Origin of the sequence: Mycobacterium sp. IS-836, assembly GCF_001954275.1 — a bacterium.
GTDB lineage: Bacteria > Actinomycetota > Actinomycetes > Mycobacteriales > Mycobacteriaceae > Mycobacterium.
Window position 1 is genome coordinate 79,660 of the sequence record NZ_MBEU01000094.1, and the last position, 16,749, is coordinate 96,408.

Below are 16,749 nucleotides of genomic sequence, written 5' to 3' on the forward strand. Positions count from 1 at the left end.
GGGACGGACTGACAGGCTGGAAATACGGGTTAGAGCTAACCGGTATTGTCGCAGATCCTTCTCGATTTCCGGAAAACCCCAGGCTGAGCGGCGGCCTCGTGCCGCGAGATGGATAGGGGTCAGGTGAGGTTGGGAACCGCGTCGGAAAGCTCACGCAGCAAGGCGGCCTTGCCCTTAGCGCCGACGATACGTTTGACCGGCTGACCGTCCTTGAACAGGATCATCGTAGGGATGGACACCACTTGGAAGTCGCGAGCCGTTTCCGGGTTCGCGTCGACGTCGAGCTTGGCGACGGTGATGTGTTCGGCGCGCTCGGCCGCAATCTCTTCGAGGACGGGCGCGACCATCTTGCACGGTCCGCACCAAGTTGCCCAAAAGTCAACCAGCACAGGCTTATTGCTGGACAACACTTCGGTGGAGAAGGACGAGTCAGAGACTTCTATTGTGCCGCCGGCGTTTTCGGTCATCGTGATGCTCCCATCAATGTGTTCCTACGGTCAGCTGCTGTGTCTCGCCGGCCGCATCTGACCCTTCGTGCTCGGCCAGCCACCGCTCGGCATCGATCGCCGCGGCGCAACCGCTACCGGCGGCGGTGACCGCCTGCCGATACGTGCGGTCCACCAGGTCACCGGCCGCGAACACACCCTCCAGTGACGTGCTGGTGGTGCGCCCCTTGACGAGCACGTACCCGTCGGGGTCGACGTCGACGACGTCGCGCACCAACCCCGAACGGGGCTCGTGGCCGATCGCGACGAAGACGCCGGTCACCGGGAGCGTGGTTTCTTCACCACTTACGGTGTGGCTCAGCCGCAATCCGGTCACCGTGGTGTCGCCCTCCACCGCGGCGACGGTGTGATTGGTGACGAACTTGATCTTGTCGTTGTTGCGGGCGCGGTTGAGCATGATTTTCGATGCCCGGAACTCGTCGCGGCGGTGCACAAGCGTCACGCTGGTGGCGAACCGGGTCAGGAAGAGGGCTTCCTCCATCGCCGAGTCGCCGCCACCGATGACGGCGATGTGCTGGTCTCGGAAGAAGAAGCCGTCGCAGGTGGCACAGGAACTCACCCCGCGGCCCAGCAACTCCTGCTCGCCGGGCACCTGTAGGTAGCGCGCCGCGGCGCCCATCGCCAGAATGACGGCCCGGGCGCGGTGGGTTTCCCCCTCCGCCGTGACGACCGACTTGACCGGCCCCTCCAGCGACACCGACTCGACGTCCTCCATCCGCAGGTCCGCGCCGAAGCGCAGCGCCTGCTCGCGCATCTCGTCCATCAATTCCGGGCCGGTGATCCCGTCGCGGAACCCGGGATAGTTCTCCACGTCGGTGGTGGTCATCAACGCGCCGCCGAACGAGGTCCCCTCGAAGACCAGTGGTGCCAGCTGCGCGCGGGCGGCATACAGGGCCGCGGTATACCCGGCGGGACCGGAACCGATGACGATCACGTCGTGGATGGGGTCAGGAGCGGACGGGGCGGCGGTCATGCGGGCCTTTCGGGATACAGGGCGTCGTTGTGTCGAACGCCAGCGTAGGCATTGCTGTTCCCGCTGGGGCGCGCAACACGTGGCATCACACTAAGGGCGGGCGACTTGCGTGTTGGCCAGCAGGCCGGTATCGGCCGCACTGCAATTCAGTGCCACCGCGAAGACCGCCAGGTTGTTGGGCGTATCGCCGGGCAGCACGAGAAGAACGCCGGGCCGGGCGTTGATGTCGATCGGTCGCGCGCCCAGCACCTGGGTGGAAGCCGGATAGCCCAGCCCGCTCAGGCAGGACGCGCGACGAGACGGGTCGGTGAGCGGGCCGTACTCGGGTCTGCGGTCAAGCAGGCCGAGGATCTCGTCCTGCGACAACGGCACCACCATCGGTGGCGTCGACACCGTGATGTGCTCGGCGGTGACCGCCGTGCTCGGTATCGGCGTGGGCGCGTTGATCAGCGCCGCCGTGCCGATGCCGATCGCGGCCAGCACCGCGCACAAACCGGCCACACCCGCGGCGATCCGGCCGGGGCGCGGTCGAGGCCGGGCGGAGTGTGCCGCGGGGGCGCCGCGTGGGTCGGCCGCCCTCAACGCCGCGGTGATTCTGGCGACGACCTCCGGGGGAGCGTCGGGCGCCCCCGCCGGGTCGGCACCGGCGTCGGCGACATCGCGGCGCACCTGATTCAGCGCACGAAGGACGTTCTCAGCCTCCGGGTTGGCGCGGACTTGTCCGCGTACCCGGGCGGCGGCGTCGTCGTCCAGCAGGCCGGCCTGCAAGTCGGCGAGCCGCTCGACCGTCAGCGGTGGATCTGCTGCCGCCGCACCATGATCCGCGGGATCGTTCTCGGCTTCACCCATCGGTCCCAGTGTCCGTCATGCACGGACCGATGGCCACACGCGGCTCGCGGAAGCGTCAGGCCTGACCGGCTGGAGCCTCGGGTGCGGCGTGGGCGCCGGTGTTGAGGTAGCCGAGCAGCTCGGCGAGGCGAACCCGGCCGCGCGCGCATCGGCTCTTGACGGTGCCCTCGGGGATGCCGAGCAGCCGGGCGGTGTCGGCGACCGAGCAGCCCACCATGTCGACGGCCACGATCGCGGCCCGTTGTTCGATCGGGAGCCGGCCCAGGGCGCGTTGCACCAACATCGCCGTTTCGACCTGCACGCTGCGATCGGCGACCGGGTAGACATCCTCGAGCGGCACGGTCCGCTGCGTCTTCGTGCGCCGCAGCCGGTCCAGGCAGGCGTTGACCACGATGCGATGCAGCCAGCTGCCGACCGCGGCGTCATGCCGGAACGAACCTGCGCCGCGATGGGCCGAGAGCATGGCGTCCTGCAGCGCGTCTTCGGCGTCCTCGGGGGTGCGGGTGGTCAGCCGGGCCAGGCGGTGCAGCTGGCGGCGGTGACGGTGGAACAGCTCGCTGAACGCGTAGCGGTCACCGGCAACGTGGGCGGCGAGCAGCTCAGCGTCGCTGCGTTCGCGCTCGACCTCTCCCCCCACGCCCACGGCCGGACAGTAACCAATCGGTGATGGCGCGGCACTTCACCGCACGCCAGGTCTGTGAGCGCCGTCAGGATGCGGCTTGAACCGTGATTTCGAAGAACCCGGCTTGGCTCTTGCTGTTGGTGGTTCCCAGCGTGGAAATCCAAACCAGCAGATTCGACGTCGGCGACCCCGCCTTGACCGGGATGACGTTGTGGCCGGGTTTGAGCGTGAAGGCCGGGGCGAGCACCGTGGTGTCCTCCAGCTTCGACGGCGTCTGGGTGGACGACGCCCGGATCTCGACTTTGGTCCCGCTGCTCGGAGTGTCGATCGTGACTTGCCCGACGACGGTGGGGCTGGGCAGCTGCAGCATCAAACCTTCGCCCTGCTTGAAGCTGGGGAACGGAACGGCGTCGGTGTAGACCTCGGTAGCCCATGCGGTGGTGGGGTCGCCATCGATCGCCTGCCCGGCCGTACCCGCATTGTCGGCATCACCGTCAGGGGAGTAGACGGACGCCCTGGTGGGTTTGACGACGGCGCCCGCCGGAGCGGAGCTGGGGGCCGACGAGCTGGTCGACGACGACGGCCCGTTGAGTCCGAGCTCGTCCTTGTTGAGGCCGCCGCCGACGTTGCCGAAGATCTTGCTCACCACCGACGCCAGCACCAACAGCGCCACCACCAGGACCACGACGCCGGCGCCCACCCCGATCAGCACGTTGCGGCGTCGCCGCGCAAACGTGGCCTCATCCAGCGGACCGGCGGGTTCGCGGAGGCTCGGCGCTAGGGGTGAGTCGTCGACGGGCCCGAGCACCTCGGTGCGGTCCGCTACCGCGGTCGCCTGCTGTAACAGGTTCAAAAGTGTTGACGCACTGCGGATTCCGCCGTCTTCCTGAACCGCGCGAACCGCGACCGCCGAGATCTGGAAGGGAATGTCGCGGTCGATGACCGTGGGTTCGACGGGCAGGCCCGAGGAATCGCGATCGGCCGGGGCCAGTCCGCTGCGGACCCCGTGCTCCGGCAGCGGCCAACGATTGACCAGCAGGGCGTACAGCGCGGCACCGATTCCGCGGATGTCGTCCTGCGGATTGGCGTCGGGCATGGTCGCCGGGTAGGCCAGCACCACGTCGCCCTCGATGCTGACGCGCACCCGGCTGGGGTGATCGATCGACAGGGCGACCCCGGCGCGGTGGGCCGCGTCCGCGGCGGCGGCCAGCGACTGCATCGCCCGGATGGCGCCGATCGGCGACGGCGCGGTGTCGGCCACCTCCTGCAGCGAGCCGCCGCGAATCCACTCCGCGACCACCAAGCCACCGAATCCGGTGTGCACGACGTCGAGCACTCGGGCGACACCGGGCTTGTCGATTCGGCTCAGCCGCAGCGTGCGGGCGAGGACCTCCTGCAGCACGTCATGCGGCAGGGCGCCGTCTGGATCGACGAATGTGAGCGCCACCTGCCGGTCCAGCGCGGTGTCGAGCGCCTGCCAGAACTGCAGGGGCGGCGCCCCGCCGTGGAAGACGAGGAGCCGGTAGCGGCCTCCGGCGATGCGAGCGCCGGGCACCAGGTGGACGTCGTCGGTGGACGCCGACGAGTCCGCGCCGCGCTCGCGGGGCGCGTCGAAGGGGATCGGCCCGCGCGCGGCTTCGCCGTTGAGATCGCCGTTGCGCTGGTCGGATGGCCGCGGCGCTGCGGAATCGGGCTTGGCCGGAATATCGGCGGCCGGAATGTCGGGCTCGAAGTCGTCGGCAACCGGACGCGGTAGCTTGCCGCCTGACGCGGGGCCGGATGCGGCGCTGTCTACTGGGCGGTCGGTCACCTCCGGTCCTTTCGCTATCCGGACGCTGTCGGCCCGCTCCGGAGGCCTGCGCCGGATCGGCTCCTGGACCGCACCTACCCCCGGCGGGGACGAATTCCTCTGCTCAGGGTACGTGACCGGCCGACGGTGAGACGATCGATCCGGTACAGCCGCCGTGCGACGCGCCGGCGGTTGCTCCCAGCGCCCGCGGCGGGCCCGGATCCGGCGACTGACGGCGCCCAGCGCCGCCTGGGCCTCGGGGACCTGCGCGCGGACCATGACCGTGGCCATGATCGGCAACATGATGGTCGCCAGCACCAGTAGTCGCAGCAGCGAACCGGCGGCGCCGCCGTGAGCCGTCAGGTCGCTCAGCCCCAGCAGCCGGTCGGCTACATGCGCAATCAGCGCGGCCAGCAGCGACGCGGCAACCGTCACCAGGACCGTGCGCACTTCCCGGACGCCGACCGGGTGGCCGCCGCGGGGCAGCAGCGCGCGCCGCAACAAGTGGTAGCCGACGACCGCGCCGGCGAGAAAACCGATGCCGTTGGCCAGCCCGAGGAAACCGGCCACCAGCTTGAGGTCGCCGGTGAGGTGCGGGGCCAGTACCGAGCCGACGATCTTGACGGCCGTGATGACGAGGATGATCACGATCGGTGTCCACGGCTGTTCGCGCGCGTAGAACACGCGCAGCTGCAAAAGCACCAGTCCGTAAGGGATTAACGTGAATGCCGACAACGCGATCGCGGCCCCCAGGTATCCCGCGTCGACCCCGCCGAAATGCCCGTAGGCGAACAGGGCGCTGCCGATCGCCGGCCCGCCGACGGTCATGAATGCCACGATCGGGATCAGCGTGATCAGTGTCAGTCGGGTGGCCAGGGACAGGTCGGCCAGCACCGCCCGGGTGTCGTCGGCGGCGGCGTTGCGGCTCAGCCGCGGCGTCACCACGGTCAGCACCGTCACGCCGATCATGCCGAACGGCAGCATCAGCACGAGCCAGGTGTAGTTGTAAATCGCCGGTCCGGAAGCGGCTGCGGTGCTGGCTATTTGGTTGCCGACGACCAGGCCGAGCTGGCTGATCAGCACGTAGAGCACCATCGCGGCGGCCATCGCACCGAATCGCTTGAGCCGCTGGTCGATTCCCCACAACGGGCGCAGGCTGACGCGCTCGCGCCGCAGCGCGATCAGCAGGACCGCCGTCTGCGCGAACACGCCGGCGGTGGTGCCGACGCCGAGCACCAGCAGCTTGGCGTTGCCCATCCGAACGGGATCGACCGAAAGTTCGCCGGGGACCGCCAGATACACACCCAGGGTTGCGAGCGCGACAACGTTGTTGACGACGGGCGCCCAGGCCGTCGGCCCAAACACGTTGCGGGTGTTAAGGATTGCCATGAATACCGAGGTGAGGCCGTAGGCGAGCACCTGCGGCAGCAGCAGGTAGGCGAAGGCGGTCGTCAGGGGTTCGTTGACCTGAGGAGCGCGGCCGAGCATCAGGCGGACCAGCAGCGGTGCGGCGACCACCGACAGCGCCGTCGCAAACAGCAGCAGCGCGGTGGTCAACGTAACCAGGCGCCGCACGAACGCCGCGCCGCCGTCGGGGTCGTCTTGCTCGGCACGGGCCAGCACCGGAACGAAGATCGCCGTGAACGTCGCCTCCAGCACCAGCGCCGCGACCAGGTTCGGCAGCTGGTTGGCCACCGAGAAGGCACTGGACAGTGCGGCGCCGAGGATGGCGGCCAGCAGGACGATGCGGGCGAATCCGGTGATCCGGCTGATCAGCGTGGCGAACGCCATCGCCCACGAGCGCGACACCAGGGCGGCGTCGGACAGTTCGGGTCGTCGCCGTGCCAGCTCCGGCACCGGAGGCAGTGGCCCGGTCGGCGGCGAGGCGGGTCCCCGGGTGCCCGGCCGAGGCTGCGGCCGCGGCTGGGGTCGCCGGTAGGCGGGTTTCATACCCGGTGCTCTTGATCGACCCGATCGGGGACCTCGTCTCGCGAACGGGCGGGTCGGTGGTCGGGAGGGTCGGGCCTATCCAGGTCGGCGCGGTCGGGCTGGCCGCGGAATCGGTGCCACAGCCGGCGCCCGGCCAGCAGCACCAGGATCGCCGCCGCGCTCAGCGTGATCGCGAACAGCACCTTCCCGTAGGCGTTGGAGTGCACGGACAAGCGCACCGGCTCGCCCAGCCGCAGGCCGTCCGGCGTCCGCAGCGCCACATCGACGGCGACCCGCTGGGTGAAGTTCACTTCGATGGGCACCCGCAGCGGCAGGTATCCCGGCGGCAGTTCGATCTGGCCGACGTCGGAGACGTTCATTCCGGGCGGGGCGTCGACGTGTAGGCGAACCCGGATGGGGACGGCGAGGCCGTTGTGCAGCGCCAGCGGGAGGGGGCTGTGCTCGGTGGCGAGGGTGTAGGAGCCGCCGGGGTTGACGATCGTGACGGCACCGAACAGGTCGTTGATGGTTTTGCCCACCACCGCTAGGCGCTGTGCGGCCAGCCCGTTGCGGGTGTCCGGCGGTTCGGCTTCGCTGAGCGCGCGCAGCATGTCCTCGCGCAGGGGAGCGGTGTACTGGATGCCGGTCAGGCCGCTGCGCTCGTCGGTGGTTAGCGCCGATGTCAGCCCCCACAGCCTGCCGACCTGGTGGCCGATGTCGGCGGTCACGTCGTCGCCGAAGCGGCCGCGGGCCGAGAGGTAGGCGTCCGTCGGCGCCGGCGCCTCGTTGTGGGCCGCGGCCTCGGCAATCAGTGCGGGAAGTGGGCGCGGTATCGCCAGGCCGGAATGGATCGTGGTAGCCAGCGCGGTCAGGATCACCTGCGCGTCGTCGGCTTGCAGGTGCCATGTCGCCGGCGGAACCAGGATCTGGGTGCGCGGCGCGGCGTCGTGCTGCAAGGAGTGCCAGAACATGGAACCCAGCGCGTCCTGGCGCCGGGCGGTCTCCGAGTCGTGCGCGAGCCGGACCGTCAGCGACGAGTCCAGATAGGTAGGCACGGTCGGGTCGGTCCCCGCCGCGGCCAGTGCGGCGCCGACGGCCGGGTCGAACGGCGCGAGCACCACCTGAGGAGACAACCGACGGGGTTTCGTGTCGGCCGTCGTGGGCGAGTCGCTGGCGGAGTCCTGGGCGGCCAGGTCGGCCGCCGCGATGGCGACCGTGTTGTCGTTGGCGCTGAGCAGGTCGACCGCTCGGTTGGTCAGCGGGCCGTCGGGCAGCAGGGTGGCCCCGCGGGCGGAGGGGACGTCGAGAATGTGGTCGACGATGTCGCCGACGCCGTTGGTGGCGATCCCGCTCAGCCCCTGATCGTTGACGCGCTGCAAGGCGTCGAGGTCGGCTTGCGCGTAGGGCAGCGGGGTGACGCAGGTGCGGTGGGCCAGCGCGCGTAACCGGTTCATCCACACTGTCGCAGCGGCCTGACCGGACCCCGGGTGGGTGGGGCTACCTGGTTGTTGAGCGGCGAGGTCGGGCGAGTTCGACACGACGTAGCCGCTCGTCATCGCGTTGACGGTGACCAGCAGATCCGGGTCGACCGCCAAGCACAGCGCGCGTCCGACCGCGCCGTCGGGGTCGACGTCGTGGCTTGTGGCGCCCTCGGCCGCCGAGAGCAGGATGTCCAGCCGACCACCGGTGGCCAGCGAGGTGGCCAAGTCGTCGTCGACGAGCCGGACCGGAATGGTGCCGCCGGGCGCGCCCGGGGCCAACCGGGGCCGATCGGCCAGCGGCCACAGCATCGTGATCCACACGGGTTTCGACGTATCGGGCGCAACGGCTGAGCCCAGGTCGTCGGCTTGGTCGGGCGGCACACCGATCACCGGCAGCAGGAAGCGCGCGTTGTCGAGCCGGGCGGGGGTGCCGTAGTCAGGAGTTCCGTTGGCATTGACCAGGATTGGGTAGATCCCGGGCTGATCGATGCCCAACGATGGCTTGCTCAACGACCGCAGCGGGACGGACAGGGTGAAGGCGGCTTGTTGACCGCGCTGTAGTTCCGGTGCGACCGTCAGGAAATCCACTGCCGGCTGGTATTGGTCGGTGCCACCGTCCAGGGTGGTGCGTAAGCCCGCCGAGGCGGCGACGGGCGCGGCGTGCTCGAGCCGGACCATGACGTCGCGGACCGGGCGGTCGCCGATATTGATCACCATGCCGCTGACCGTGACGACCGGTTGACTCGTCGTCGTGACCACATCCGGGGTCACCTGGTCGATGCGGATACGGACAAACGGCGTCGACCCGGGTTCGCCGGCGGCTGCGCGCGGCGCGATGACGGGCCCGTTGAGCAGTACCGCAAAACCGGCCACCATGCCGACCACGGCGGCAATGCGCACCAGGCGCGTCCAGCAGAGTCGCGGCACAATCACGGCCCCGGCCCGTGACCGTTCTTCCGGCCGGCAGGTTTGTCGGAATGCCGGGTGCGCGAATGCGTCTGCGGGCGGCGCCGCGGCGAGCTGGGCGGCAGCGGCGGAAGCGCGGCGGGACCATCGCTCTGCAACTTGTCGATCAGTTCGTCGGCGACCTCGGCCAACCGACGCTCGTCGGCGTAGGCCAGCCTCGACGGCAGTTCCCGCATCGGCACCCAGGCCACTTCGGCGACCTCGAGGTCCTCGTCCGACAGCTCGCCACCGGAGAAGCGCATTAAATAGTGGTGCACCGTCTTGTGGACCCGGCGGCCATCCGTGACGAACCAGTAGTCGATGCGTCCCAGCGCGGCCAGCACGCTGCCCCGTATTCCCGTCTCCTCGGCAACCTCACGAATGGCGGTCTGTTCGGCGGTCTCGCCCTGCTCGATGTGGCCCTTGGGCAGCGACCACAGCATCCGTCCGCGTCGATCGATGCGACCGATAAGGGCCGCAACCTGGCTGTCGCGCGGCCCGTCGAGGCCGTCGATGACCAACCCCCCCGCTGATGTTTCGTGCACCGTGCGGAGCCGGTCCGGCACGCGCCGCGGCGAGCGCGATCGGCGCGGTTTCGTCACCGCCGCGTCACCGGCCGCTTGACCGTCCGTAAGGTTCTCGGCCGAGCCGGCAGCGCCGCGGCGTCGGCGTCGTCCCCGGCGCCGACGTGGTTTGGCTTGTTCGCCATCCGACACCCAAGCGATAGTAGCTGGCACGAGCTGGGCCTCCGGACATACTCGCCGCGGGCGAGGCCTGGGCTCTGGCCCGACTACGCTGATCGAACGTGTCCCAAGCCGATGCCGATCTGCTGACCGCCGCGGCGGTCGCGCTGAACCGGCACGCCCCAGTGTTGCGTGAGCTCGGGTCGGCCTTCGCCGACGCGGGCCACGAGTTGTATCTGGTCGGCGGTTCCGTGCGGGACGCGTTGCTGGGCAAGTTGAGCTCTCCAGACCTTGACTTCACCACCGACGCGCGTCCGGAACAAGTGCAACAGATCGTGCGGCCGTGGGCGGACAGCGTGTGGGATACCGGCATCGCGTTCGGAACGGTCGGAGTCGGCAAGGGCGATTATCGCCTCGAGATCACGACGTTCCGCGCGGACAGCTACGACCAGGTGTCGCGCAATCCCGAGGTGCGGTTCGGCGACCGGCTCGAGGACGATCTGGTGCGCCGCGACTTCACCGTGAACGCGATGGCCGTGCTCGTAACGCCGACCGGGCCGGGTGAATTCCTCGATCCCCTGGGCGGTTTGGCGGCGCTGCGCGCGCGCGTGCTGGACACCCCGTCGGCTCCGTCGGTGTCCTTCGGCGACGACCCGCTGCGGATGTTGCGCGCCGCGCGATTCGTGTCGCAACTCGGCTTCACCGTCGCGCCGCGGGTGCGGACGGCGATCGAAGAGATGGCACCGCAGCTGGACCGAATCAGCGCCGAGCGGGTCGCCGCCGAGCTGGACAAGCTGCTACTCGGCGACGACCCGGTCGCCGGTATTGACCTACTGGTGCAGACCGGGATGGGTGACGTGGTGCTGCCCGAAGTCGGCGGCATGCAGATGGCCATCGATGAACATCATCAGCACAAGGACGTCTACCAGCATTCGTTGACCGTGCTGCGGCAGGCGATCGCGCTGGAGGACCCGCGCCCGGAGGGCGGCCCGGATCTGGTGCTGCGCTGGGCCGCGTTGCTGCATGACATCGGCAAGCCGGCCACGCGGCGGCACGAGCCGAACGGCGGCGTCAGCTTCCACCACCACGAGGTGGTCGGCGCGAAGATGGCCCGGAAGCGGCTGCGGGCGCTGAAGTACTCCAAACAGATGGTCGACGACGTTTCGCAGCTGGTGTATCTGCATCTGCGATTCCACGGCTACGGCGACGGCAAGTGGACGGACTCCGCGGTGCGCCGCTACGTCACCGACGCGGGGCCGCTGCTGCCGCGGTTGCACAAGCTCGTCCGGGCCGACTGCACGACCCGCAACAAGCGACGGGCCGCGCGACTGCAGGCCAGCTACGACCGGCTGGAGGCGCGGATCGCCGAGCTTGCGGCCCAGGAGGATCTCGCGCGGGTGCGGCCCGACCTCGACGGCAACCAGATCATGGAGTTGCTCGACATCCCGGCGGGCCCGCAAGTCGGGGAGGCGTGGCGCTTTCTGAAAGAGCTGCGGCTGGAACGCGGCCCGTTGACCACCGAGGAGGCATCCGCCGAGCTGCTGGCGTGGTGGCGATCGCGGCGGAACCCGTAGCGCAGGCCGGGCGTCCGACAATTCGTGGATTACTGCTTGGCGGGGGATCAGGGCGCAGCGGCCATCTGGCACGGCCAGCCCGACCTCGACCTCGACGGGGACGGCCGCCTCGATGCCGTTGGCCTGGATTTCGACGGTGACGGGATGCGCGACGACGCGCTGGCCGACTTCGACGGCGACGGGATCGCCGATCACGCCGTGCTCGACCTCGACAACGACGGCAGCCCCGAGAGCTACTTCACCGACGATGGATCGGGGACATGGGCGGTCGCCGTGGACCGCGGCGGCCAGCTGCGCTGGTACTCGCTCGACGGCGTCGAACACACCGGCGGTCCGCTGGTCGACTTCGACGGGCACGGGCGCCCCGACGATCGATTGCTCGATACCGACGGAAACGGGATGGCTGATCGCGTGCTATGCGCCGGCGAGAACGGCGCGACCGGGTATGTCGACACCGACGGCGACGGTCGCTGGAACGTCCGATTAACCGATTCGGACGGTGACGGCCTGGCAGACGGGTCGAGCGGTCTTTGACGATGGACGGTAAGGCCTAAGCTACCCGGCCACCGCTCCTGACATGGTGTTACTGGCGTTTGGGCAAACGCCCAGCTCAGAACCTGTGGATTAAATAATTGAACTGAAGTGACAGCGGGCCATACCTGTCTAAACTTCTACCCATATCCCGGCTCGGGAGCATAGAACATCGAGGGAGAAACGCATGCCAAGCAGCCTCATTGTTACGCCGGAGCTCCTGCGTAGCACACAGCAACGGATCGAATCGCGACTGCAAGAGGCAGCCGCCATTGTCAATCAGTACTTAAGCGGCCACGAGAACATCGTCAGCGCCACGGGGTGGTCCGGCCAGGCCGGATCGACTTCCCTGAACACCGCCGGTCAGATCAGCCACGATCTGCAGCAGGCGATGAACGGCGGTAACCGGTTGGCGCACGGCCTCGGCCAGTCCGCGACGTTTATGGAAAGCCACGAAGCCGATTCGGCGCACAACCTCGCGGGCCTGTTCGGTGCGGGCGCGCAGTCAACGTAAGTCCACCCTCGATCGCCCCCATCTCCAGGCGCTTTTCAAGTAAGGAAGTACCGACATGACAGATCACATCGTCTACAACCACGCCGCCGTCAGCGGCCTGGCCGGCGACATCGGGACCCAGGCTGCCCAGCTGATGGAGATCCACGACGATGTCCTCCATCTCACCCAGGCGCTCGCCGATTTCTTCCAGGGCCACGGTGCGACGTCTTTCTTCGACGCGCAGCAGCAGATGCTGCACGGGCTGGAAGGCCTCATCCAGACCGTCAGCCTGCACGGCCAGACCGTGACCAACGTGCATAACGACGCGATCGACGCCGATCAGCACATAGGCCGCTTCTTCAGCGTCTAGCCGCGCAATAAACGGCAGCGAGGGGGGCGTACGCGGACGCGTGCGCCCCTAGGGTCTGCGTCAAGGGAACACCGTGTTAACCACCACATTGGACGGGCTGTGGGCCCTTCAGGTCCTCAGCGGCATAGAGGTGCTGGCGCCCGAGCTGGGGTTGCGGCCGCACCTGCCCAGCGTCGAGCGCAAGCACATGGCGTTACAGCACCCGGTGGCCGCCGAACTGCTCGCCGCCGGGGTGATCGACGAAACGGGTGCCGTGGACAGCACGGTGCTGGAATGGCTGACCGTCGTGTCCCGCCGCGACATCGGACTGATCATCTACTTCCGCCTGCCCGACGACGACGATCCGCCGAAGGTACTGCTCGCGAGGTTCGCGCAATGGTGGGTCGCCATGGAGCGTTCGGCCGACATCGTCCGGCTCAGCGGTGCGGGAATCACGAGCAGTGAAGGCAGCGCCAACGCGGCACTCAACGCACAGATCGAGCGGCTGTGCGGCTCCAATACAGCCGCGTCGCTGCGGCCCGTCACCCTGGACGCGGAAGCCATGCGCGCCGCCGCGACCAGCCTGGACGAGTTGCGCAGATTCTGCAGCAAGCAAGACCTCGAGCCCGATCAATTGCACATGCTCGAGCTGGCCGCCGACCCCGCCCGTTCAGCCCAGGCCTCGATCGTCGCGATCCAGGCCGGAGTGGACACCGGCCGGCCCACACGGACCTTCATTGACCAGGGCGGGGTGACTATCATCGATACGCCGGAAGGCCGGCTGGTCGTCGAACAAGTCTCCGCCGCGGGCAAGCAGTGGACCATCATCGCCCCGGGTACCAAGAGCCACATCGCTTCGGCGATCAACCAAATGGTGCGGCGCCTGCCGGCCGACCGGGAATGGTATTCGTACCGAAAAGTTGTCTAGTCGAGAGGTATCGCGAAAATGATAGCATCGGCATCGTGACAAATCCGTGGACGGCCTCATCCAATTCACCTGAACAGGGCGGACCGACTCGGAGAGAAGCACCCTCCGCTCGCCACCAAAACCCGGACTCAGTATCGGGAACATTACGTATCTCCGATATGGTCGCGCCCCGCAAAATTCCGCCGGGTAGCGGTTGGCGAAAATTTGTATACCGCGCATCTTTCCGAGCCATTAACTTTGGCGAATCGCCCGCCGAAAGACATTATCGCGAATTGGTGGAGCGGATCCGGCGCCACATCCGCAAGCAGTACGTCATCGGGGTGGTGTCGGGAAAGGGCGGCGTCGGAAAGACCACGATGACCGCCTGCATCGGGGCGGTCTTCCGCGAATGCCGGCCCGAAAACGTCGTGGCCATCGACGCGGCTCCCGGCTTCGGGACGCTGGCCGGGCGCATCGACGAAAACCCGCCGGGCGACTACGCGGCCGTGCTCAACGACACCGACGTGCAGGGCTATGCGGACATCCGAGAGCACTTGGGACAGAACAACCTTGGGCTCGATGTGCTGGCCGGGAACCGGGCTTCGGACCAGCCGCGGCCGCTGGTGGCTTCGATGTTCACCGGGGTGCTGGCGCGGCTGCGCCGCACGCACACCGTCATCGTCGTGGACACCTCCGATGATCTGGAACATCCGGTGATGAAGGCGGTGCTCGACTCGTGCGACACGCTGGTCTTCGTGTCCGGGTTGACGGCTGACACCTCGCTACCGGTCACCCGCGCGATCGACCTGCTGCGGTCGATGGGTTACCACGAACTGGTGTCCCGCAGCATGGTCATCCTGAACGACAGCCGCGATAAATACGATCGCGAGGCGCGCGCATACCTCACCGAGCGATTCGAGCAATCGGGCGCGTCCGTCGAATTCATGCCGTACGACCCGTATCTCGCGAAAGGCGGGATAATTGACACGCAGCACGAGTTGAACAAGAAAACACGATTGCGGCTATTCGAGATCACCGCAGCATTGGCCGACAAATACATTCCAGATGCCGACAGGCCGCACTAATGGCGAAAGTGTCGTTTCCGGCGCGTTGTGCGGTTGCGGTCGTATGTGGAGAACACCTCGTTTCGCAGGTATATCCGGCTTCGGTGCCGATCGAGGTATTCATCGACAACGTCGTCGAGCTCCTTAACGACGAGCTCAAGCGCCGCGGTCTGACCGGACTCGAACCCGGCATCGGGTACGAACTGCATAAAGCCAACGGCGTGCGACTGGACGTCACCAAAACGCTCGACGAACTCGGCGTCGAGGACGGCGCCACCCTGGCATTGGTCCCCGCGGTGGAGGGTGAGTCCTTCGAGCCGCAGTACGAATCGTTGTCCACCGGACTGGCCCGCATGGGCAAGAGATTGTTCGAGCCCGTCACCGTCCAAACCGCCGCCCACGTGGCTTTGATCATCCTCGCGATGGCCTGCTTGACGGTGCTGGGATTGGCCCTGCGCCAACGGCTTTCGACCGACTCCTTGCTGCCCGCCATCGTGACCGGCACCGCCGGTCTGCTGACCGCCGGCGGCGCCTGGGCCGTGTGGCGTTGGTGGCCGGATCGCACCGACATGGTCGACGGGCTCGGTTGGCTCGCGCTGCCGTTGCTCTCGGCAGCCGTCGCGTTCGGCGCGCCCGGCCGCCTCGGTTCGGCGCATGTATTCATCGCGGCCCTGGCGGCCGCGGTGCTGACGTGTGGCATCGCCACGGTCACGGGACGGCACGCCAATGTGGCGGCGACGGTGGTGACGGTGCTCGTTCTCGGTGGGGCGGCAGCCGCGGCACGGATGTGGTGGCCGATTCCCGCCCAGTGGCTTGGAATGTGCACCCTGGTCGTCTTGCTGCTGCTGCTGACCATGGCCCCGACGATCGCCCTGTGGGTGGCGCGGATCCGGCCACCGTACTTCGGATCGATCACGGGGCGCGATCTGTTCCGTCGCAGCGCCGGCCTCCCGGTCGACGCGGTCGCGCCCGTCGACGAGGGCGCCGACGAAGAAGTGAATCCGGACACCACCCCGCGCGGTGCGCTGATCGCGACGGCGGCGACCCGCGCGAACAACGTCCTGACCGGAATTTGCGTCGGGGCCGGGCTGACGCTGCCCGCCGCGGTGTGGGCCACGCTGATGCCCGGCCGCGGTAAGAGCGTGGCGGCCGCGGTGCTGGCCGGACTGTTCGTGGTGATCTTCATCAGCCGCGGGCGCGCGTTCGCCGACAAGCGGCAGGCCATCGCCCTGGTGTGTGGCGCCGCGGCCGCGACGTGCGTCGGCGTCGTCAAATACGTTGTGCACGAGCCCGCCGCATCGGAGTACTCCGTGCTGTGGGGCGCACTGGTGCTGGCCGCGTTCGGCGGTGCCGGTCTGCTCGCAGCGCTGCTGGTGCCGATCACCAGGTTCACCCCGCTGGTGCGGATGATCGCCGAGTGGGTCGAGATAGCCGCGATCATCGCGGCCCTGCCGCTGGCGGCGTGGATCGGTGGATTGTTCACCTGGGTGCGCATGCGATGACCCGGATTGCTCTCGGGACCCGGGGTGCGCTGCGGGCCGCACCACAACGGATCGCCGCGATGACGTTGTCGAGCCTGCTTGTGGCGCTGTTGGCGAGCCTTCCTGCAGCTCAAGCGATTCCGCCGCCGATCGTCGACCCGGGCCGCGTCCCGGCCGACGGCAAGCCGGCCCCGGATCAGCCGATGCGGCAGAGCTTCGCCTGCGCCCGGACGATCACCGTCGCCGATCCGAACGTGGCTCTTCCCGCGCCCGGGTTCACGATGCTGAACGTCAGCAAGGCTTGGCAATACTCGACCGGTAACGGCGTGCCGGTGGCCGTCATCGACACCGGCGTCAATCCGAGCCGGCGGTTGCCGGTCGTCGCCGGCGGCGACTACATCATGAGCGGCGACGGGCTGACGGACTGCGACGCGCACGGAACCATCGTGGCGTCCCTGATTGGCGCTGCCCCGCAAGGTATTCCGATGCCCGCACCGATGCCGAGCGCTCCTGCCTTCCCGCCACCGGCGGGTCCGCCGGTCTCCGGGGAGAGTCCCCTGAACTCACCGCCCC

The 16,749-nt window shown here is 68.4% G+C and carries 14 protein-coding genes and 1 pseudogene; 8 read left to right on the forward strand and 7 right to left on the reverse strand.

Translation table 11 applies throughout. The features are described from left to right. Positions 1-119: 119 nt before the first annotated feature. The 7 genes from trxA to A5747_RS24445 all read right to left on the reverse strand — a co-directional run bounded on the left by trxA (position 120) and on the right by A5747_RS24445 (position 9,810). A complete protein-coding gene (gene trxA, locus A5747_RS24415; protein WP_076129069.1) occupies positions 120-467 on the reverse strand; it encodes a thioredoxin in 348 nt (115 codons plus the stop codon). A gap of 13 nt (positions 468-480) precedes the next feature. Continuing rightward, the gene (gene trxB, locus A5747_RS24420) at positions 481-1,479 is read right to left on the reverse strand and encodes a thioredoxin-disulfide reductase (protein ID WP_076129070.1); all 999 of its coding nucleotides are present in this window, start codon (positions 1,477-1,479) and stop codon (positions 481-483) included. 90 nt (positions 1,480-1,569) lie between these two features. Then, positions 1,570-2,328 (reverse strand): hypothetical protein, encoded by a 759-nt coding sequence (locus A5747_RS24425; protein WP_076129072.1) that lies wholly within the window; start codon positions 2,326-2,328, stop codon positions 1,570-1,572. 55 nt (positions 2,329-2,383) lie between these two features. Further along, positions 2,384-2,971, reverse strand: a complete 588-nt coding sequence (gene sigM / locus A5747_RS24430) for an RNA polymerase sigma factor SigM (RefSeq protein ID WP_076129074.1) — start codon at positions 2,969-2,971, stop codon at positions 2,384-2,386. 64 nt (positions 2,972-3,035) lie between these two features. Continuing rightward, positions 3,036-6,689, reverse strand: a complete 3,654-nt coding sequence (locus tag A5747_RS24435; RefSeq protein ID WP_076129075.1) for a murein biosynthesis integral membrane protein MurJ — start codon at positions 6,687-6,689, stop codon at positions 3,036-3,038. Beyond that, positions 6,686-9,082, reverse strand: coding sequence for a hypothetical protein (locus tag A5747_RS24440; protein ID WP_142245720.1), 2,397 nt, complete (start codon positions 9,080-9,082; stop codon positions 6,686-6,688). Before A5747_RS24440 ends, A5747_RS24435 begins: the two co-directional genes overlap by 4 nt. After that, on the reverse strand, positions 9,079-9,810 hold the full coding sequence (locus A5747_RS24445) for an NUDIX hydrolase (protein ID WP_083700618.1): 732 nt from the start codon (positions 9,808-9,810) through the stop codon (positions 9,079-9,081). The genes A5747_RS24440 and A5747_RS24445 overlap by 4 nt, the downstream gene beginning before the upstream one ends. 89 nt (positions 9,811-9,899) lie before the next feature. Between A5747_RS24445 and A5747_RS24450 the strand changes: the two genes are divergently transcribed. The 8 genes and pseudogenes from A5747_RS24450 to A5747_RS24485 all read left to right on the forward strand — a co-directional run. Further along, entirely contained in the window at positions 9,900-11,351 is a 1,452-nt protein-coding gene (locus tag A5747_RS24450; protein ID WP_076129078.1) for a CCA tRNA nucleotidyltransferase, read from the forward strand. 24 nt (positions 11,352-11,375) lie between these two features. After that, positions 11,376-11,885 (forward strand): pullulanase, encoded by a 510-nt coding sequence (locus tag A5747_RS24455; RefSeq protein WP_076129080.1) that lies wholly within the window; start codon positions 11,376-11,378, stop codon positions 11,883-11,885. 184 nt (positions 11,886-12,069) lie between these two features. Then, entirely contained in the window at positions 12,070-12,396 is a 327-nt protein-coding gene (locus A5747_RS24460) for a WXG100 family type VII secretion target (protein ID WP_076129082.1), read from the forward strand. 55 nt (positions 12,397-12,451) lie between these two features. Continuing rightward, positions 12,452-12,745, forward strand: a complete 294-nt coding sequence (locus A5747_RS24465) for a WXG100 family type VII secretion target (RefSeq protein ID WP_076129083.1) — start codon at positions 12,452-12,454, stop codon at positions 12,743-12,745. Between the two features lie 73 nt (positions 12,746-12,818). Then, positions 12,819-13,652 carry an ESX secretion-associated protein EspG gene (locus tag A5747_RS24470; protein ID WP_076129085.1) on the forward strand — a complete coding sequence of 278 codons (834 nt, stop codon included), beginning with the start codon at positions 12,819-12,821 and terminating at the stop codon, positions 13,650-13,652. 35 nt (positions 13,653-13,687) lie between these two features. Further along, entirely contained in the window at positions 13,688-14,716 is a 1,029-nt protein-coding gene (locus A5747_RS24475; RefSeq protein WP_076129087.1) for a MinD/ParA family protein, read from the forward strand. Continuing rightward, entirely contained in the window at positions 14,716-16,197 is a 1,482-nt protein-coding gene (eccD, locus tag A5747_RS24480; protein WP_076129089.1) for a type VII secretion integral membrane protein EccD, read from the forward strand. Before A5747_RS24475 ends, eccD begins: the two co-directional genes overlap by 1 nt. After that, positions 16,194-16,749, forward strand: a pseudogene (locus tag A5747_RS24485) (type VII secretion-associated serine protease); the annotation flags it as partial. The gene eccD and the pseudogene A5747_RS24485, both read left to right, overlap by 4 nt.